The organism is Acidovorax sp. SUPP3434 (assembly GCF_030159015.1).
Taxonomy (GTDB): domain Bacteria; phylum Pseudomonadota; class Gammaproteobacteria; order Burkholderiales; family Burkholderiaceae_C; genus Paracidovorax.
The window spans coordinates 12581-31657 of record NZ_BQXL01000029.1 but is presented as its reverse complement, the minus strand read 5'-3'; the positions used below and the strand labels follow the sequence as shown (position 1 = coordinate 31657).

Genomic DNA, 19077 nt, shown 5'->3' with positions numbered 1-19077 from the left:
CTACCTGATCCACCACCGCCAGCTTAAAGGCCAGTGTGTAGTCCTTCTGCGTTCTCTTAACCCATTGATCCACTTGACTTTCCTTTCTGATGAACAGAAAGGTGTCAACCTCATTCAGGACGGGTCAAGGACAAAAAAAAGGGGCGTGCAGTGCACGCCCCTTTCGGCTATTGGCCCATGCGCTCAATGCGCCAGATGCAGCCCGCATTCGCGGTTGTCCTCGCCCTTCGTCGGGTCCACGTAGTCGAAGTTGTTGGGCAGTTGGTGGGCCACGAGGTATTCGTACAGGTCCTTGGACGACCAGTGCAGCAGCGGTGCGACCTTGAGCAGGCCGTCGGGGTTGATGCTCACGGGGTCCATCTGCGCGCGCACGGCCGTGTCGGTGGCGCGCAGCGCGGTGAACCACACCTGCGGCGCGGTCTCGCGCAGCGCGCGGGCGAAGGGCTCGAGCTTGACCTCTTCGGTGAAGGCGGCATGCCGCGGATCGTCGAGCGCGGGCACCGGGCCTTCGACGGCCTCGCGGTGGGCGCGCGAGCGGCGCGGCAGGTAGATCGACAGGTTCAGGCCGAGCTGCCGGGTCACCTCGTCAGCGAACTGGTAAGTGGCCTCGGTGTTGTAGCCGTTGTCCATCCACACCACCGGCACGTCGGGCCGGGCCCGCGTGACCATGTGCAGGATGACGGCCTCGAACGGCCGGAAATTGGTGGTGACGATGGTGGGCCGGCCCAGGCCCACGGCCCAGTCCACGAGGCCCTGGGCGTCCTTGCCGAGTTCGGCGTTGATTCTTGCGAGGTCGATGCTGCTCATTCGGTGCTCCAACGGGACCGGGCGCGAGCGGCCCGGTGGGACGGGCGATTGTGCCTTTTGCGCCGCAGGGCCGCAGCCGGGCCGCCTCCCGTCCCTGCCGCCCGGCGGGGCACCGGAGCGCCGCAGTACGGCAAAAATACAACAATAAGAATCATTCCCATTCTCTTTTTATAATCGGCGTTCCATGCCGCACCCCGCCTTGCTTCCCCCGCCGCCCGAGCCCCTGCTGGCCGCCCTGGTGAAGCACTACGAAGACCTGGTGGGATCGCTGCGGCACCGCTTCGGGGACGAGTGCTTTCCGCGCGAGATCGTGAACGACCTGTGCGTGCGGCTGCTCGAGCGCCCCGTGCCCGGCGAGATCGCCAATCCGCTGGCGTTCCTGCGCTGCGTGGCGCGGGACCTGGCCATCGACCGCTACCGCGCCCAGGCCCGGCGCCGCGAGACGGCGCACGGGCACCCCGAGGCGGACGCCCCCGTCCCTTCGGCTGCGGCGCTGTCGCCGCCGGAACTGGCCCTGGCCGCCCACCAGCGCCAGCGGGCGCTGCTGGCCGCCATCGAACAGTTGCCGCAGGCCAGCCGCGAGGCGTTCATCCTCACCAAGCTCTACGGCATGCCGCAGGACGAGGCCGCCCGGCGCATGGGCGTCTCGCGCGGGATGGTGGCCCGGCACCTGGCGCGCGCCCTGCGCGACGTGGAGCCGGTGCTGATCGAGGGCACCGGCCATGCCGCCCGCTGAATCCGCCGCCGTGTCGTCGGCCGCCCCTGCAGCCGGCGCCGGCAACCCTTCCGTGCGCGGCGCGGGCCGCCGCGCCCACTTGCCCATCGACGACGCCCTGGCGCCGTTCGCCGACCTGCTGCGCCAGCACCTGCCCACGCCCGAAGACATCGAGCAGGCGGCGGCCCTGCGCCGCGAGCAACGCCGGCGCCCCGCCAAAGCCCGCGCGGCGGGCGCGGCCACGGCATTGGCCGTGGCCGCGCTGGCGGGGGTGCTGTGGGCCGATCCGGTGCTGCACCGCGAATCGCTGGCCAGCGCCGTGGGCGAGCGGCAGGCCCGGCCGCTGCCCGATGGCAGCACGGTGCGCCTGAACAGCGGCACCCGGGTGAAGGTGGCCCTGCACCTGCGCTCGCGCCGCCTGTCGCTGGCGCACGGCGAGGCCGCCTTCGAAGTCGCCCACGCGCCCTGGCACGCCTGGGCGCCCTGGCTGCAGCGCCCGTTCACCGTGCAGGCGGGCGCGGTGGCCGTGGAGGACATCGGCACCGTCTTCAACATCCGCCGCGGCGGGACGGCCGCGGCCGGCGACGCGGCCCATGCGGGCGCCGACATCACCGTGCAGCAGGGCAGCGTGCGCGTGCACGCCGGGACTGGCACGGCGCCGGTGGTGCTGCAAGCGGGCCAGGCGCTGCACACCCGGCCGGGCACGGCCTTGCCCGCCCCGGTGGAAGCGGACACCGCCCGCGTCGCCGCGTGGCAGGCCGGCCGGCTGCGGCTGGACGCCACGCCGCTGGCCGACGCCGTGGCCGAGATGCAGCGCCACCGCCGCACCCCCATCACGCTGGCCGACGGGCACGCCGCGGCGCTGCGCATCTCGGGGGAGTTCGACCTGGACCGCATCGACCAGCTGATCGACCTGCTGCCGCGCCTGGCCCCGGTGCGGGTGGACCGCCATGCGGACGGCCGCGTGGTGATCGGCGTGCGCACGGCACATCAAAAACCATAGCAGGATGCCGGCGCATTGATTGCGGCGGCGCCCGTTTCAATGCCCAGTGCTTGTTCTCCGGCCGCGGGACCGCCGCTGGCCAGTCACTGATTGATTGATTGAAATCGGCAACGTGTACAAACCCGCGCGCCGCATCGGCTCACAGGGGGACGGGCGCGCCCTGCCCGCCCGCCGCCCCCTTTTTTTGTCTTGACCGATTTCTTTCCAGGAGCCTCCATGCCGATCCCCCAACACCGCCGCCCGCCACACCGCGCCCGCTGGGCCGCGCTGGCCGCCGCGCTGTGCATCGCCGCCACCGCCGCCCAGGCCCAGCCCGTCGCGGTGGACCTGCCCGCCCAGCCGCTGGCGCAGTCATTGAACGCCCTGGCGCGCCAAAGCGGCGTGCAGATCGTGTTCGTCACCGACATCGCCCAGGGCCAGCAGGCGCCAGCGGTGCGGGGCACGCTGGAGGTGCGCGACGCTCTGCAGCGCCTGGTCGCTGGCACCGGGCTGGTGGTGCGCGCGCAGGATGCCCGCACCTTCACGGTGGAACGCGCGGGCACCGCCCCCGCCGGTGGCACCCCTGGGGCCGCGGGTGCGGCGGCCGGCGCCACGATGAGCGAGGTGCGCGTGCAGGCGGCGCGTGGCGAGGACACGGCCTACAACGCCGCGTCGACCGCCAGCGGCACCAGGACCGAGGCCCCGCTGCGCGACGTGCCGCAGACCATCGACGTGGTGCCGCAGCAGGTGATCCGCGACCAGGGCGCGACCTCGATGCAGGACACCCTGCGCAACGTGGCGGGCGTGGGCCTGTCGCACGGCGATGGCCAGCGCGACCAGGTCAGCATCCGCGGCTTCACCAGCATCGGCGACCAGTTCGTGGACGGTTTTCGCGACGATGCGCTGTATTTCCGCGACCTGTCCAACATCGAGCGGGTGGAGGTGGTGAAGGGCCCCGCCGCCGTCCTGTACGGGCGCGGCTCGTCGGGCGGCCTGGTCAACCGCGTGACGAAAAAGCCCGGCACGGACGTGTCCGACGTCGCCCTGAGCGTGGGCAGCTGGGCCGACAAGCGAGCCGAGTTCGACGTGGGCCGTGCGCCCGCGGGCAGCGACTGGTCCTGGCGCGTCACCGGCGCGGCCGAGGACGCCAACAGCTACCGCAGCCAGCAGTTCCTGGAGCGCCAGGCGATCGCCCCCTCGGTGCTGTGGAAGCCCGACGGCGCCACCTCGCTCATGCTGCAGGCCGACTACCTGCACGACAAGCGCGTCACCGACTTCGGCATTCCGGCCTACCGGGGCCGCCCGGTCAACGTGCCCACGGGCACCTACTTCGGCTCGGCCAATGCGCGCGATGCGGACACGTCCGAATCCACGGTCAGCTCGTTCACCGCCACGTTCAGCCACCGCTTTTCCGACACGCTGCGCGTGCGCAATGCCCTGCGCTACTACCACTACGACCTGGACCGCCAGAACACCCTTCCCGCGGGCACTACGAACGAGGCCGCGGGCACCGTGGCGCTCACGCGCTCGGGCGTGGACCGGCGCGAGCACGGTGTGTTCAACCAGACCGAACTGATCCAGAACCTGCGCACCGGCAGCCTCGCGCACGAGGTGCTTTACGGCCTGGAGCTGGGCCAGCAGAACAAGGATGCGGTCTCGCTCACCGGCGGCACGCTGGGCAGCGTGAACCTGTGGAACCCGGTGCTGCCGGTGGCGCCGCTCAACGGCGGCGGGGCCGTGTCGGCCAGCGCGCTGAACCGCTACCTGACACGCGCGCTCTACGTGCAGGACCAGATCACGCTGTCGCCCGAGTGGAAGGTGCTGGCCGGCCTGCGCTACGACCGCTTCGGCCAGGAAACCGACAACCGCCTGGCGGGCCAGAGCGACTTCGAGCGCACGGACACCACCTGGAGCCCGCGCGCCGGCCTGGTGTGGCAGCCCACGGCGGCCCAGTCGTACTACGTGTCGGTGAGCCGCTCCTACCAGCCCTCGGCCGAGATGTTCGCGCTGTCGGCCGCCAACACGGCCATCCAGCCCGAGCAGACGACCAACTACGAGGTGGGTGCCAAGCTCGACCTGCTGGACGGCCGCGCCACCGCCACGGCCTCGCTGTTTCAGCTGGAGCGCACCGACATCAAGACCACCAACCCGGCGCAGCCCACGCAGCTGATCCCCATCGGCACGCAACGCACGCGCGGGCTGGAGCTGTCACTGGCGGGCGAGCTGGCGGCGGGCCTGCAGGCCACACTGAGCTACGCGCTGCTGGACACCCGCATCACGCGCTCCACGGCCACCGACGCCGGCCAGTCGGTGCAGGGCAAACGCGCCACGATCACGCCGCGCAACGCGTTCTCGGCCTGGCTCACGCAGCGCCTGGGCGACGACTGGAGCGTGGGCGGCGGCATCAACTACGTGGGCGACCGCTTTGCCAACCCGGGCAACACGGTGACCCTGCCGTCGTACGTGGTGGTGGACGCCATGGCGCAGTACCGCATCGGCAAGGCGACCACGCTGCAGCTGAATCTGCGCAACCTGTTCGACCGCAACTACATCGTCTCGGCCCACGGCAGCAGCCCCAACCTGAACCTGCCGGGCGCGCCGCGCAATGCGACGCTGACGCTGCGGCATAGCTTCTGACCGGGCGGGCGCCGCGGGCGCGGCGCGGGTAGCGGGCCGAACCGAGACGGGTCAGCGCCCCATCTGCTCCAGCCACTGCCCGATGTCCTGCGCGGCCTGGGCCGTGGCGTCGGCCAGGGCGCGGGTGCCGCCGGGCGCATCGGCCGTGGCGGCGGGGCGCTGGACCAGGAACACGCGCTGGGCCAGCAGCTTCTCGCCGGCGGGGGTGGATTCGGCGATGGAGGCGCGCAGGCGCACCAGCCCGGCGCTGGTGGCCGGGGCGCTGAACACGTGGCTGAACTCCTCGATCTCCAGGCGCAGCAAGGCCGGCAGGGCGCCGCCCTCCAGGATCTGCGCGGCGCCTTCGTCGCCCGTCAGCACGGCGCGGCGCAGGCCCAACTGGTCGCGCACGGCTTTTTGCACCAGTTGCGCGGGCGGCTGGCTCCAGCGCGCCTGGTTGTAGGGGCGCAGGCGGCGCGCGTCGTCGTAGGCCAGGCGGTACAGCACGGCGGTGCTGCCCTCGACCGGGCCGGTGGTGGTCACGTCGGCCAGGGCCAGGGGCGGCAGCGGCGCGCGTCGGTCGGACGGCGCGGCTTCCATCAGGCCGGGGCCGAAGTCGTACACCTCGGCGCGAACGGGCGGTGCGGGCAGCGCCGAGCAGCCGGCCAGCAGGGCGGCGAATGCCAGGCCGAAAACGGCTCCAGCACAATGAAAACGCCGGCGTTTAGCTATCATTTTAATAGTACTCATGGCAAGCCCTCTCAAGGTTTGGCGGCAGCAGGCGCCTCGAAGCCGGGCTCGCCCGGCCCGCCGGCGGCGGTGCCCGATCCGTAGATGAGCGACTGCGGGTTGTCGCTGATGGTGCTGGCGGTGCGGCCCAGGCGGCGCACGGCACGCGAGGTCTCGTCGGCGGCGTGGTTCAGGCGCGGCAGCGTGACGCGGCCGAAGCGGTCGGCAGCGGTGGCCAGCGACTTGGAGCCTTCGGCGATCTGGTCGATGGGGCCGCCCTCGGCGCTCAACTGCTTGACGGCGGCGCCCACTTCGTTCGCCGCGGCGGAGGCGCTGCTGCCGGCCTGGCGCAGCGCCTGCAGCGTCTCGCGCGCATCGCTGGCCACGCCCGGCACGGCGGCCAGCGCAGGGTCGAGCCGCTGCACCACGGTGGTGTCCAGGCGCTTCATCAGCGCGCTGGCATTGCCGGCGGCCTGGCCCAGGTTGTCGATGGCGGTGGCGATGCGCTTTTGGTTGTCGTCGCTCAGCAGGTCGTTGATGCGGCCCGTGGCCTCTTCGACCTGCGAGAGGATAGCGGGTCCCTGCTCGGCCAGTTGGCCGAACGGCGAGGTCTTGAGGGGCAGGCGCGGCAGGCCGCTCGATCCCTTGGGCAGCGGCGGCTCGGCCTGCTGGCCGTCGTCCAGCAGCACGTGGGCCAGGCCCGTCACGCCCTGGTAGCCCAGCACGGCGAAGGTGGCGGGGGTGATGGGCGCCTGGTCGCTCACGGCGATGCGGATCAGCACGTTGCCGGCCACGTCGGGGTCGAAGCCGATGCGCACCACCTTGCCCACCGCCACGCCCTTGTAGCGCACGGCGGCCTGCGGCTGCAGCCCGCCCACGCTCTGCTTGCTGGACAGCTCGTAGAGCTGGTAGCTGGTGTTGTCGCGGGTGAGCCAGAGGCCCAGGCCCGCCAGCAGGGCCGCCACGACGACCACGAAGATGCCCGCAGCGAGGGCGTGGGACTTGTTTTCCATCAGGCGTCCTTGGTCGAGGGCGAAACCGGTGCGGGCGCCATGGCGCGCCGGCCGCGTTCGCCGAGAAAGAAATGTTGAATGAACGGGTGGTCGAAGTGCACGACCTCCTGCGGGGGACCGGAGACGATGACCTTCTTTTCGGCCAGCACGGCCACGCGCGTGCTGAGCGCGAACAGCGTGTCCAGGTCGTGCGTGACCATCACCACGGTCAGGCCCAGGGCGGCGCGCAGTTCGCGCAGCAGTTCGCAGAAATCGTCGGAGCTATTGGGATCGAGGCCCGCGGTGGGCTCATCCAGCAGCAGCAGGGGCGGGTCCATGATGAGCGCGCGCGCCAGGGCCACGCGCTTGATCATGCCGCCCGACAGGTCGGCCGGCATGCGCGTGGCGTGTTCGGGCTTGAGCCCCACCATCTGCAGCTTGACCATGGCCGCATCGCACACCAGGTCGCCCGGGAGCGTGCCCTGCTCGCGCAGCGCGAAGGCCACGTTGTCGAGCACGTTGAAGGCGGAAAACAGCGCGCCCTGCTGGAACAGCATGCCCACGCGGCTGGCGGCGCCGGCGCGTCCCATCTCGGCGGCGGGGCGGCCCAGCACCGTCACCTCGCCCTTGGCGGGCCGCGTGAGGCCCAGCATCTGGCGCAGCAGCACGGTCTTGCCCGTGCCCGAGCCGCCCACCAGGGCCAGCATTTCGCCGCGGCGCACGGTGAGGTCGAGGTTCTCGTGCACGGCGAAGGCTTCCTTGCCCTTGCCGAACACGGTGGACAGGCCCTTGATCTCGACCACCGGCGGCGCGTCGGCGGGCGGGGCCTGCGGCGCCGTGTGGGCGGCGGGGGCGGGGATGAGCGAGGTGTCGTCCATGGCGTCAGATCCCGAGGTTCTTGAACGCGATGGCGAACAGCGCGTCCACGATGATCACCATGGTGATGGAACTCACCACCGAGGCCGTGGTGCCCTCGCCCAGGCTCTGCGTGTTGGGCTTGACGCGCAGACCCCAGTGGCAGCCGATGAGCGCGATGGACACGCCGAACACCACCGACTTCGCCACCGCCATCACCAGGTTGGGAAAGCTCACCGCGTTGGGCAGCGCCTGCACGAAGTAGGCGGGCGACACGCCCAGCGCGAGGTCGGCCGCGAGCATGCCGCCGGCCAGTGCACACAGCGTGGTCCACACGGCGATCAGCGGCATGGCCACGGCCAGCGCCACGGCGCGCGGCATGACGAGGCGAAAGCCGTGCGGAATGCCCATGACGCGCATGGCGTCGAGTTCCTCGGTCACCCGCATCACGCCGATCTGCGCCGTGATGGCCGAGCCCGAGCGCCCCGCCACGAGGATGGCCGCGAGCATGGGCCCCAGCTCGCGGATCAATGAAATGCCCAGGATGTTGACGATGAACGACTCGGCGCCGAACTGCCGCAGCTGCAGCGACATGAGATAGGCCAGCACCACGCCGATGAGAAAGCCCACGATGGCCGTGATGGGCATCGCCGTGGCGCCCATGCGGTACAGGTGGCCCGACACATCGCGCCAGGGCGCGCGGCGCGGCGAGCGCGCGGCCCGGAAGATGTCGATGAAGAGCTGCCCCACCAGTTCGAGCAGATGGCGCATGTGGGACAGGGCGTGCAGCACCTGCACGCCGAGCCGGTCCACCTGCTCGGCCAGCCGCCAGGGTGTGTCCGGCGGGCGGGTGGTGCTGAATTCGGCCACGCGTTCGAGCATGTCGCGCTGGCTGTCGTCGAGCGCCAGCCGCTCGGGCCAGTCGCGGCCCCAGTGGTTCCACAGCAGTTGCGCGCCCACGTGGTCCAGCCATTGCAGGCTGCGCAGGTCCCAGCCGATGGCCGGGCCGCCCCGCGTTTCGGACAGCTGGGCCGACAGCGCGCGCCAGTGGCGGCGCGTGCCCAGTTCCGCCGCACCCCAGCGGCCGTGCAACACCGCACAGGGGCCGTCGGGCGTGTCGTCTCGGGTGATGCGGGGCTGGCTGTCGTCTTCGGTCATGGAGGGGGGCGGGAGAAGCTGTGCATGTTAGCGGAGCGGATGGGCTGGGGCGCGTCAGCGCAGAGCGCGTCCCTGCGCAGGGCGCGGGCCGCGTGAATTATGATCAAAATGCCCTCCAGCGCAATATCTTCCAGGGCATATCGCTACAAAAATAATAGCAATTGGCTGTTTCCCTATCGACAGCGGCCCGGCGCTACGCACAATGGACCGGCACTGCCGCAATGCCCCGGGAACGTGTTCAACGTCCAACAGTCTCCATGAGCGACACCACTTTCGACTACATCATCATCGGCGGCGGCACGGCCGGCGCCCTGCTGTGCAACCGCCTGAGCGCCGGCGGCCGCCACCGCGTGCTGCTCATCGAGGCGGGCCGCAAGGACGACTACCACTGGATCCACATCCCGGTCGGCTACCTGTACTGCATCGGCAACCCGCGCACCGACTGGCTGTACCACACCGAGCCCGACGCGGGCCTGAACGGCCGCAGCCTGCGCTACCCGCGCGGCAAGACGCTGGGCGGCTGCAGCAGCATCAACGGCATGATCTACATGCGCGGCCAGGCGCGCGACTACGACCAGTGGGCCGAGATCACGGGCGACGACGCCTGGCGCTGGGAACACGCCCTGCCCTACTTCCGCCGCCACGAGGACCACTGGCGCCTGGACCAGCCCGCGTCCGCGACCGAGGCCTTCAAGCGCCTGCACGGCAGCAAGACCACGGGCAGCACCGGCGAGTGGCGCGTGGAAAAGCAGCGCCTGCGCTGGGACGTGCTGGACGCCTTCGCCCAGGCGGCGCAGCAGGCCGGCATTCCCGCCACCGACGACTTCAACGGCGGCGACAACGAAGGCGTGGGCTACTTCGAGGTCAACCAGAAGGCCGGCTGGCGCTGGAACACCGCCAAGGCCTTCCTGCGCCCCACCTGCTACGGGCGGCCCAACTTCGAGATGTGGACCGCCGCGCAGGCCACCCGGCTGTTGATCGACACCCAGCCCGACGGCTCGCGCCGCTGCACCGGCGTGCAGGTGTGGACCGGCGAAGAGATGGTCACCGCCCACGCCACGCGCGAGGTGGTGCTGAGCGCGGGCGCGGTCAACTCGCCGCAGCTGCTGCAGCTGTCGGGCATCGGCCCGGCGGCGCTGCTGCGCCAGCACGGCATCGACGTGGTGCACGACCTGCCCGGCGTGGGCGCCAATTTGCAGGACCACCTGCAGATCCGCGCGGTGTTCAAGGTGAACGGCGTGCCCACGCTCAACATGCTGGCCGGCAACTGGCTGGGCAAGGCGAAGATCGGGCTCGAATACGCCTTCAAGCGCAGCGGGCCCATGAGCATGGCGCCCTCGCAGCTGGGCGCCTTCACGCGCAGCTCGCCCGACCAGGCCCACCCCAACCTCGAATACCACGTGCAGCCGCTGTCGCTGGAGGCCTTCGGCGAGCCGCTGCACGCCTTTCCCGCCTTCACCGCCAGCGTGTGCAACCTGAACCCCACCAGCCGGGGCACCGTGCACATCAAGGGCCCCGACTTCCGCACCGCGCCGGCCATCGCCCCGAACTACCTGAGCACGCCCGAGGACCGCCAGGTCGCCGCCGACAGCCTGCGCGTGACGCGCCGCATCGTCGCCCAGCCGGCGCTGGCGCCCTACCGGCCCGAGGAATGGAAGCCCGGCGCGCAGTTCGAGACCGACGAGGACCTGGCGCGGCTGGCCGGCGACATCGCCACCACCATCTTCCACCCCGTGGGCACGACGCGCATGGGCCGCGACGGCGACCCGATGGCGGTGCTGGATTCGCAACTGCGCGTGCGCGGCATCGACGGCCTGCGCGTGGTGGATGCGGGCGCCATGCCCACCATCACCAGCGGCAACACCAACTCGCCCACGCTGATGCTGGCCGAGAAGGCCGCCGAATGGATCCGGCAGGCGGCGCGGGCCGAGGCGCCCGGGGCCGAGGCGGTGGCCACGGCCACGCGCTGATCCGCTTTGCAGGGACGCGCTCAGCCGCGCTCCGGATCGGCCTGCGGCTCGCGGTGCTGCTGCGCCGTCTTCGCCCAGACCGCCCCCACCGCCGCGGCCGAGCCCGCGAGCCACAGGGCGGAAGACGCCGTCTGCAGCCGCACGGCCTGGCTGGCATCGCGGGTCGACGCCTGGACGGCCGCCGCGCTCAAGCCGGCCGCGGCCAGGTTGGCGATGCCGCTCACGCCCTGCAGCAGCCCCGTGGCCGCATGGGTGGCCCCCGTGCCCACGGCGCCGAGCGCCATCGCCGCGCCGCTCGCGGCCCAGGCACCGGCGGAGCCGTAGGCGATCGCGCGCTGCACCGGCCCCAGCGTGAAGGGGGCGGCGGCACTCAGCCCACCCGCCACCACGGCGAAGGCGTTCGCCCCGGTGGTCCAGGCGCGGTACGGCACGTTGCCGACTTCGCCCACCATTCCAGCGCCCGCCCACAGACTGCCGCTGACCGCGGCCGTGGCCTGCGCGGCGCGGGGCACGGCGGCCAGCCGGGCCGACGCCAGGGACAGCGCCGCCGCGGCGGCGTCCACCACCGGGGCGCTCCAAGCGGACACGGTGCGCACCGCGCTCCAGGGCGATCCGGACGGCCGTGGCGCGGTGGTTTCGGTGGTTTCGGCGGTTTCGGCGGTTTCGGCGGTTTCGGCGGTTTCGGCGGTTTCGGCGGCAGCATCTTCCGGGGCGCCGATCCGCTCCACCGCCGGGCCGGCGGGCCGGTCCGTTTCCACCCTCCTGGCGCCCAGCGCCGCCGGTGCCGAGGCGGCCCGGGGCAGTAGCGCAGCGCGGGGCGACAGGCTCGCACCCGGCTGCGGGGCCGGCGGTGCACTGCGGGCCCGCAGGCCGGCCGGGGCGGAGACCGTTCGGCGCAGCGCAGGCGCCTCGGCGGGAAACGCCGGCCGCTCGGGGGCGGCCGAGCGGTGGGCAGCCAGGGCCGCCGGCGCGGAGAGGGTGCGGCGAAGCGAAAGATCGGTCATGGCGAACAGGCCTGGGAGAGGGAAGCGAAACGCCCGCCGATTGAATCAAACCGCGCATCAATGCCCCGTAAAAACCAACGGCTGCCTCGCCCGTGCTTCGCCCATCCCGCAGGTGCTTCGCCACGCTGCCCCATAACGGGGTGCGGGAAACCACCAATGCACCAGCAGGGTGCACTCGTTACAGTTCAACCACTCGAAAACGCGCCCGTCGCGTCGAACGAGGGGACCGAGGAGACATCTCGAAGTCGAACAAACCATTCCGAGCATCCCCCTATAAGATGCCTTTTTTACAAAGCGCCGGCGACCCCGGCGCTTTTTCTTTGCCTGTTCCCTTGGCCGGTTCGCTGTGCGCCGGCACGCACGAATCGCCCCCCATTCCCCGTTCCGCCCTGCGGCAGCCCCGACAATCGGGGGATGGAATGGATCATTGTTTCTCTGGCGTCGCTGCTGGCCGGCTTCGTGGACGCCATCGTCGGGGGCGGCGGCCTCATCCTCGTGCCCGCCCTGTTCGCCACGTTTCCCAACGCACCGCCCGCCACGCTGCTGGGCACCAACAAAAGCGCCTCCATCTGGGGCACGGGCATCGCCACCTGGCAGTACAGCCGCCGCGTGCAGATGCGCTGGCAGGCGATGCTGCCGGCGGCCGCGGCGGGCTTCATCGGGGCCTTCGCCGGCGCCTGGACGGTGACGGTGATCTCGGCGGATTCGCTGCGCAAGCTGCTGCCGCTGATCCTGCTGGCCGTGCTGCTGTACACGCTGGCCCGCAAGGACCTGGGGCGCCACCACACCCCGCGCTTCGAGGGCCGGATCGAGACACGCCTGGCCTGCGCCATCGGGCTGGTGGTGGGTTTCTACGACGGCTTCTTCGGGCCGGGCACGGGCAGCTTCTTCGTCTTCCTGTTCGTGCGGCTGCTGGGCTACGACTTCCTGAACGCCTCGGTGTCGGCCAAGCTGCTGAACCTGGCCACCAACGTGGCGGCCATCATCCTGTTCGCGGCCAAGGGGCACGTGTGGTGGCACTTCGCGGTGCCACTGGCGGTGGCCAACGTGTTGGGCAGCGTCATCGGCACGCACATGGCGCTCAAGCACGGCACGGGCTTCGTGCGCGGCATCTTCATCGTGGTGGTCAGCGCGCTCATTCTCAAGACGGGCTACGACGCCTTCCTGCGCTGAGAAAAAAAGCCCAAGCGGGCCCGTTTTTTGCGCTCCGGCTCAGGGTTTGCGGGTGTGCATGGCCTCATGCACGCCTTTTATAATGTGGCAATCCCGTGACTGCCCGTCCCGCGGGCGGCCCACTGGCCGCTGGCTCCGGCTTCGCTAACCGCCAAGCCGGATTTTTTGTACCTGAAACCACCCTGCGCAGGAACAACAGAGATGAAGATGTTCAAGACGATCGCCACCGTAGTGGCAATGTGTGCCGCTTTTTCCGTGCAGGCCCGCACGCTGGAGGCCGTCAAGAAGGACGGCAAGATCATCATCGCCACCGAAGGCCAGTTCGCGCCCTTCAACTATTTCCAGGGCACCCAGCTCACGGGCTTCGAGATCGAAGTGGCCAACCTGGTCGCCAAGAAGATGGGCCTGAAGGTCGAATGGAAGACGCTGGGCTTCGATGCCCTGCTGACCGGCCTGGCGCAGGATCGTTGGGATGCCGTCATCGCCTCGCACGGCGTGACCGAAGAGCGCGCCAAGGCCGTCACCTTCGCCACGCCCCACTACTGCTCGGGCGGCATGATCATCGCCACCGACCCCAAGATCCGCACCGCCAAGGACCTCACCGGCAAGATCGTCGCCGTGCAGACCGGCACCAGCTACCTGGAGAACGTGCAGAAGGTCGCCGGCATCAAGGAAATGAAGAACTTCCCCACCGACGTGGACGCCCGCAGCGCGCTCACCTCCAAGCGCGTCGATGCCTGGGTGACCGACAAGTTCGTGGCCAAGGAAGTGGTCGCCAAGAACCCCAAGGCGGGCCTGAAGCTGGGCGACATGCTCTTCATCGAGAAGATCGCACCCGCCGTCTCCAAGGGCAACACCGGCCTGGCCGACGCATGGAACAAGGCCTTTGCCGAAGTGCTGGCCGATGGCAGCTACGCCGCCGTGTCCCAGAAGTACTTCAACGAAGACGTCCGCTGCGCGCCATAAGCCGCGGCGCCGGCTTCGGACCGCCTTCCTTCCATGCTCAATGCTCTGTGGCCACAGCACTGGACGCGCCAGCACCGCAGCAATGCGACGCTGGTCTCCGCCCTGCTGCTGATGGTGTTGGCGCTGGCCCTGCTGGGCCAGCTTCTTTCCTTCCTGCCTGACCCGATCGGACCGAACGCCCAGGCGTTCTCCGACGGCGCGCGCACCACGCTGTGGCTCACCCTGGTGAGCGGCAGCGTGGGCCTGGTGCTGGGCACCAGCGCCGCACTGGCCCGCACCTCGCGCTGGATCGCGCTGCGCTGGGTCGCCGGGTTCTACATCTGGGTCATCCGCGGCACGCCGCTGCTGGTGCAGATCCTCTTCGTGTACTTCGCGCTGCCGGTGCTGGTGCCGGGGCTGAACCTGCCCGACTTCGCCGCCGCCGTGGTGGCCCTGGGCCTGAACGTGGGTGCCTACAACGCCGAGGCGGTGCGCGCCGGACTGCTGGCCGTGCCGCGCGGGCAGACCGAGGCGGCGCGGGCCCTGGGCCTGTCGCGCCTGCACGTGTTCTTCGACGTGGTGTTTCCGCAGGCCTTCAAGATCTCGCTGCCCCCGCTGGTGAGCAACTTCGTGGCGCTGCTCAAGGACTCGTCCCTGGCCTACGCCATCGGCGTGGTGGAGCTGACCAACGTGGGCAACCGCATCCAGTCGGCGACCTTCCAGCCCATCGCGACGCTCTCCACCGTGGCCGTCACCTACCTGCTGCTGACCACGCTGGTCACGCAGATCTCCAACGCCGTCGAGTACCGCTTCGACGTGGAAGGACGGGCGCAATGAGCCAGGCCACGCCCTACATCGTCGCCGACTGCGTGTGCAAGTCGTTCGGCGCGCACCAGGTGCTCAAGGAGGTGTCCACCACCTTCAACACCGGCGAGGTGACGGTCATCATCGGCGCCTCGGGCTCGGGCAAGAGCACGCTGCTGCGGGCCATCAACCGGCTGGAGCCCCACGACAGCGGCCGCATCACCATCGGCGGCACCGAGGTGACGGACGACCAGCGCACGCTGCAAAAGCAGCGCAGCGAGGTCGGCATGGTGTTCCAGCAGTTCAACCTGTTCGGCCACATGAGCGTGCTGGACAACGTGACGCTGGCGCCCCGCCGCATCCACCGCACCCCGCGCGCCAAGGCCAACGAACAGGCCATGGCGCTGCTCAAGCGCGTGGGCATGCAGGACCATGCGCACAAGTACCCGTGGCAGCTGTCGGGCGGGCAGCAGCAGCGCGTGGCGATCGCCCGCGCGCTGGCGATGGCGCCCAAGGTGATGCTGTTCGACGAACCCACCTCCGCCCTCGACCCCGAGATGGTGCAGGAGGTGCTGGACGTCATGCGCGAGCTGGCCCGTGGCGGCATGACCATGATCGTGGTCACGCACGAGATGGGCTTTGCGCGCGAGGTGGCCGACCGCGTGATGTTCTTCGACCAGGGCCGAATCGCGCACGATGCGCCGCCGGCCGAGTTCTTCGGCAACCCCGCCAGCGACCGCATCCGCGCCTTCATCGGCCGCATGGGTGCCTGAACCAGGGAGGTGCACGCCTCCCCTTCCCGCCGGTCCTCTGGCTTTTTCCCGTCCGCGCGCTTTCGGGTGCGCGGGCGCCCTGCCTCCATGAAACCTGAACGCCTGGGCCTGCTGGCCCTGCTGGCCGTGACCCTGGTGTGGGGCACGACCTTCCCCGCGATGAAGCTGTTGTCGGCGCACCTCGATGCGCTGCAACTCATCTGGCTGCGCTTTGCCATCGCGCTGCTGGTGCTCGGCCCGCTGTGGCGCGGCATGCGCCGCGCCGAGGCGCGCTGGGGCCTCGCGCTCGGCCTGCTGCTGTTCCTGGCGTTCTGGCTGCAGATCGAAGGGCTGGCGCGCACCACCAGCAACCGCAACGCCTTCGTGACGGGGCTGAACGTGCTCGTGGTGCCGCTGCTGGCCATGGCCGTGCTGGGGCGGCGCTACGGCTGGCGCCTGTGGGCCGCCTGCGTGATGGCCCTGGCTGGCATGGCGCTGATGTTCCATGAGAACGACCCCTGGAACCTGGGCGATACGCTGACCTTCGCCAGCACGCTGTTCTATGCCCTGTACATCCTGGCGCTGGAAGAGTGCGCGCGCCGCACGGCTGCCGAACCCGTGCGCGCCACGCGCATGGCCGCGGCGCAAGCCACCATGATGCTGGCGGCCTCCAGCGTGCTGATCGCAGTGCGCCACGGGGGGCTGGGCAGCACGTGGGCATCGCTCGCCACGCTCTCGGTGCCGTCGTGGATCGCCCTGGTGTACCTCGGCCTGCTGGCCAGTGTGGTGGTGGTGACGCTGCAGGCCTGGGGCCAGCAGCGCGTGGATGCGATGCGCAGCGCCATCGTGTTCGGGCTGGAGCCGGTGTTCGCCGCGCTCACCGCCTGGGTGCTGATCGACGAGCGCCTGGGCATCGCCGGGGTGGCCGGTGCGGCGCTGATCGTGGCAGCGCTGATCTTCAGCCAGTGGCAACCCGCACCGCGGCGCACCGCGGGTGCCGGCGGCGCGCAGCCCGGGAACTGACCCCGCCGGGCGGCGTCAGGGCTCGATGAGCGGCACGTCGGCCGCGCGCAGCGGCGTGCCGATGGGGGCTGCCGCCTGGCCCTTGCGCACCGCAGCCATGTCCTGCTCGTTGGGGTAGTCGCCCTGCAGCCAGTAGTCGAACACGCGCCGCGCGATGGGCGCGGCATGCGCGGCGCCGAAGCCGGCGTTCTCCACGATCACGGCCAGCGCCAGGCGCGGGTTTTCGGCCGGAGCGAAGGCCGCGAACAGCGAGTGGTCTCGCTGATGGTCCTCCAGCGCCTTGGCGTTGTACTTGACGTTCTGCCCCAGGCTCACCGCCTGCGCCGTGCCGGTCTTGCCGGCCGAGGTGTAGGGCGCGCCCGCGAACACGCGCGTGCCGGTGCCGCCCTTGTTCACGGCGACGAGCGCATTGCGCACGATCTCCACGTTCTTGGGTGAAAAGCCCAGGTCCTGCCCCGGGGGCTGCTGCACCTCGGTGATCTGGCCCGTCACCGTGTCCTTGATGGCCTTGATGAGGTGGGGCCGATAGCGCGTGCCGCCGTTGGCCAGCGTGGCCTCCGCCAGCGCCAGCTGCAGCATGGTGAAGTTGTTGTACCCCTGCCCGATGCCCAGCGACACCGTCTCGCCCGAGTACCAGCGGCGCATCTCGGGGCGCCGGTAGGTGTTGCGCTTCCACTCGGTGCTGGGCAGCACGCCGCGCACCTCGCCGTTGATGTCGATGCCCGTGGCCTGCCCGAAGCCGAGCGGCTTCATGAAGTCGTGGATGGTGTCCACGCCCATGTCCACGGCCAGCGAATAGAAATACGTGTTGCTGGAGAACTGGATGGCGCGGTGCATGTCCACGCCGCCCAGCCCGCCCTCGTGGCTGCGGAAGGTGTGGCCGCCGTAGGTGTAGAAGCCCGGGTCGTTGTACACCTGCGAGGGCGAGCGCTTGTTCAGCTGCAGCGCCCCCAGCGCCATGAAGGGCTTGTAGGTCGAGCCCGGCGGGTAGGTGCCGCGCAGCGCGCGATTGAGCAGCGGCTTGTCGATCGACTCGTTGAGTGCCTGCCAGTTCTCGCTGTCGATGCCCTCCACGAACAGATTCGGATCGAACGTGGGCTTGCTCACCAGCGCCACGACCTCGCCGTTGCGCGGGTCGATGGCCACCAGCGCGCCGCGCCGCTCGCCGAACATGTCCTCGATCATCTTCTGCAGCTTGATGTCGATGGACAGCATCACCGTGTTGCCGGGCGTGGCCGGGTGGCTGGCCAGCCGGCGCACGGCGTGACCGCCGGCGGAGGTCTCCATGCGCTCCACGCCGGTCTGGCCGTGCAGGGTGCTCTCGAAGCCCTGCTCCACGCCCAGCTTGCCGATGTGGTCGGTGCCGCGGTAGTTGGCCGCGTCTTCGGAGTCGTCGATGCGCTCCTTCTCGCGCTGGTTGATGCGGCCGATGTAGCCGATCGCGTGGCTCGCCACCTCGCCCATGGGGTAGTTGCGAAACAGCCGGGCCTTGATGTCCACGCCGGGAAAGCGGTAGCGCTGCGCGGTGAAGCGCGCCACTTCCTCATCGGACAGGCGCGTGCGGATGGGCAGCGATTCGAAGTTGCGCGACTCGTCCATGAGCCGCTTGAACCGGCGCCGGTCGCGCGGGTGGATGTCCAGCACCTTGGACAGGGCATCGATGGTGTCGTCCAGCGACTCGACCTTGGAGGGCGTGATCTCCAGCGTGTAGGCCGAATAGTTGGTGGCCAGCACCACGCCGTTGCGGTCCAGGATGAGGCCGCGGTTGGGCACGATGGGCACCACGGCCGTGCGGTTGCTCTCGGCCTGCTCGGCGAGGTCGTCGTGGCGCACCACCTGCAGGTACACCAGCCGCGCCACCACCAGGCACAGCGCCATCAACACGACCAGCGCCACCACGAACACGCGGGTGCGGAAACGCGACGCATCGGCTTCGGTGTTGCGCAGTTCGGTCATGTCGGCAAAGAAACGGTCAGATCAGGGGGCTGGCGGCGATTAGCGCTCACAGCGGGCGGTTCTCGTCGCGGTCGGGCGGACGGCGCTGCGGCGCCAGCAGTATCCAACTGGCGAGCGGCCACAGCAAGGCCTCCAGGCACGGCGCCACCAGGCCTTCGAAGCCGGGCAGGATGCCGCCCGACACGATGCGGATCAGCAACTCGATCGCATGGGCCGCGATGAACAGCGGAAACACCTGCAGCGCCTGCGACGGCACGCTGAACCACAGCAGGCGGCGGTGCATGTACAGGGCGCCGTACATCAGGGCGCAATAGGCCAGGGCATGCTGGCCGAGCAGCGCGGTCTGGTACACGTCCATGCACAGCCCCATGGCAAAGGCCACGCCCATGCCCACGCGCTGGGGCTGGTGCACGCCCCAGAACACGAGCAGCACCATCACGAGGTCGGGCGTCCACACCACGCGCCCGAGCGGCAGCATGTTGAACGCCAGCGCCACCAGCAGGCTGCCGACGATGAACAGGGGGCGGACCGGCAGCAGCAGTTGCTGCCCGCGGGGCATGATCATGCGGACCTCCCGGGACGGGATGCGGCGGCCA

17 protein-coding genes are annotated in these 19077 nt (G+C 70.3%); 9 read left to right on the top strand and 8 right to left on the bottom strand.

Annotation, left to right across the window (positions count from 1 at the left end; all coding sequences use genetic code 11):
- Positions 1 to 183: 183 nt before the first annotated feature.
- Positions 184 to 807 carry a phosphoadenosine phosphosulfate reductase domain-containing protein gene (locus AVKW3434_RS23985; protein WP_272565862.1) on the bottom strand — a complete coding sequence of 208 codons (624 nt, stop codon included), beginning with the start codon at positions 805 to 807 and terminating at the stop codon, positions 184 to 186.
- A 184-nt stretch (positions 808 to 991) separates the two neighbouring features.
- Here AVKW3434_RS23985 and AVKW3434_RS23980 point away from each other — a divergent pair, with 184 nt between their 5' ends.
- The 3 genes from AVKW3434_RS23980 to AVKW3434_RS23970 all read left to right on the top strand — a co-directional run bounded on the left by AVKW3434_RS23980 (position 992) and on the right by AVKW3434_RS23970 (position 5141).
- Positions 992 to 1543: an RNA polymerase sigma factor gene (locus AVKW3434_RS23980; protein ID WP_284407837.1), complete on the top strand. Its 552-nt coding sequence runs from the start codon at positions 992 to 994 to the stop codon at positions 1541 to 1543.
- Complete coding sequence (locus AVKW3434_RS23975; RefSeq protein ID WP_284407836.1) at positions 1530 to 2525, top strand: FecR family protein; 996 nt, start codon at positions 1530 to 1532, stop codon at positions 2523 to 2525. Before AVKW3434_RS23980 ends, AVKW3434_RS23975 begins: the two co-directional genes overlap by 14 nt.
- 216 nt (positions 2526 to 2741) lie before the next feature.
- Positions 2742 to 5141: a TonB-dependent siderophore receptor gene (locus tag AVKW3434_RS23970; protein ID WP_284407835.1), complete on the top strand. Its 2400-nt coding sequence runs from the start codon at positions 2742 to 2744 to the stop codon at positions 5139 to 5141.
- Positions 5142 to 5192: 51 nt separating this feature from the next.
- Here AVKW3434_RS23970 and AVKW3434_RS23965 read toward each other — a convergent pair whose 3' ends face one another.
- From AVKW3434_RS23965 to AVKW3434_RS23950, 4 genes are read right to left on the bottom strand one after another with little or no spacing between them, the layout of a single operon-like run.
- Positions 5193 to 5870, bottom strand: a complete 678-nt coding sequence (locus tag AVKW3434_RS23965; RefSeq protein ID WP_284407834.1) for an ABC-type transport auxiliary lipoprotein family protein — start codon at positions 5868 to 5870, stop codon at positions 5193 to 5195.
- Between the two features lie 11 nt (positions 5871 to 5881).
- Positions 5882 to 6862 carry an MlaD family protein gene (locus tag AVKW3434_RS23960; RefSeq protein ID WP_284407833.1) on the bottom strand — a complete coding sequence of 327 codons (981 nt, stop codon included), beginning with the start codon at positions 6860 to 6862 and terminating at the stop codon, positions 5882 to 5884.
- The gene (locus tag AVKW3434_RS23955; protein WP_284407832.1) at positions 6862 to 7719 is read right to left on the bottom strand and encodes an ABC transporter ATP-binding protein; all 858 of its coding nucleotides are present in this window, start codon (positions 7717 to 7719) and stop codon (positions 6862 to 6864) included. Before AVKW3434_RS23955 ends, AVKW3434_RS23960 begins: the two co-directional genes overlap by 1 nt.
- 4 nt (positions 7720 to 7723) lie before the next feature.
- Positions 7724 to 8854 carry an MlaE family ABC transporter permease gene (locus AVKW3434_RS23950; protein WP_284407831.1) on the bottom strand — a complete coding sequence of 377 codons (1131 nt, stop codon included), beginning with the start codon at positions 8852 to 8854 and terminating at the stop codon, positions 7724 to 7726.
- A 257-nt stretch (positions 8855 to 9111) separates the two neighbouring features.
- Here AVKW3434_RS23950 and AVKW3434_RS23945 point away from each other — a divergent pair, with 257 nt between their 5' ends.
- Positions 9112 to 10824 carry a GMC family oxidoreductase gene (locus tag AVKW3434_RS23945; protein ID WP_284407830.1) on the top strand — a complete coding sequence of 571 codons (1713 nt, stop codon included), beginning with the start codon at positions 9112 to 9114 and terminating at the stop codon, positions 10822 to 10824.
- 20 nt (positions 10825 to 10844) lie between these two features.
- Here the strand turns inward: AVKW3434_RS23945 and AVKW3434_RS23940 are convergent, their stop codons facing one another.
- Entirely contained in the window at positions 10845 to 11828 is a 984-nt protein-coding gene (locus AVKW3434_RS23940; protein WP_284407829.1) for a hypothetical protein, read from the bottom strand.
- Positions 11829 to 12242: 414 nt separating this feature from the next.
- Here AVKW3434_RS23940 and AVKW3434_RS23935 point away from each other — a divergent pair, with 414 nt between their 5' ends.
- The 5 genes from AVKW3434_RS23935 to AVKW3434_RS23915 all read left to right on the top strand — a co-directional run bounded on the left by AVKW3434_RS23935 (position 12243) and on the right by AVKW3434_RS23915 (position 16525).
- A complete protein-coding gene (locus AVKW3434_RS23935) occupies positions 12243 to 13001 on the top strand; it encodes a sulfite exporter TauE/SafE family protein (RefSeq protein WP_284407828.1) in 759 nt (252 codons plus the stop codon).
- A gap of 201 nt (positions 13002 to 13202) precedes the next feature.
- Positions 13203 to 13967 (top strand): ABC transporter substrate-binding protein, encoded by a 765-nt coding sequence (locus tag AVKW3434_RS23930; protein WP_272565884.1) that lies wholly within the window; start codon positions 13203 to 13205, stop codon positions 13965 to 13967.
- 33 nt (positions 13968 to 14000) lie between these two features.
- Entirely contained in the window at positions 14001 to 14783 is a 783-nt protein-coding gene (locus AVKW3434_RS23925) for an amino acid ABC transporter permease (protein ID WP_284407827.1), read from the top strand.
- Positions 14780 to 15523, top strand: coding sequence for an amino acid ABC transporter ATP-binding protein (locus AVKW3434_RS23920; RefSeq protein ID WP_272565886.1), 744 nt, complete (start codon positions 14780 to 14782; stop codon positions 15521 to 15523). Before AVKW3434_RS23925 ends, AVKW3434_RS23920 begins: the two co-directional genes overlap by 4 nt.
- Before the next feature lie 87 nt (positions 15524 to 15610).
- On the top strand, positions 15611 to 16525 hold the full coding sequence (locus AVKW3434_RS23915) for a DMT family transporter (RefSeq protein WP_272565887.1): 915 nt from the start codon (positions 15611 to 15613) through the stop codon (positions 16523 to 16525).
- Positions 16526 to 16540: 15 nt separating this feature from the next.
- Here the strand turns inward: AVKW3434_RS23915 and mrdA are convergent, their stop codons facing one another.
- Positions 16541 to 18481, bottom strand: a complete 1941-nt coding sequence (gene mrdA, locus AVKW3434_RS23910; RefSeq protein WP_284407826.1) for a penicillin-binding protein 2 — start codon at positions 18479 to 18481, stop codon at positions 16541 to 16543.
- A 46-nt stretch (positions 18482 to 18527) separates the two neighbouring features.
- Positions 18528 to 19046: a rod shape-determining protein MreD gene (gene mreD, locus AVKW3434_RS23905; RefSeq protein WP_272565890.1), complete on the bottom strand. Its 519-nt coding sequence runs from the start codon at positions 19044 to 19046 to the stop codon at positions 18528 to 18530.
- Between the last annotated feature and the right edge of the window lie 31 nt (positions 19047 to 19077).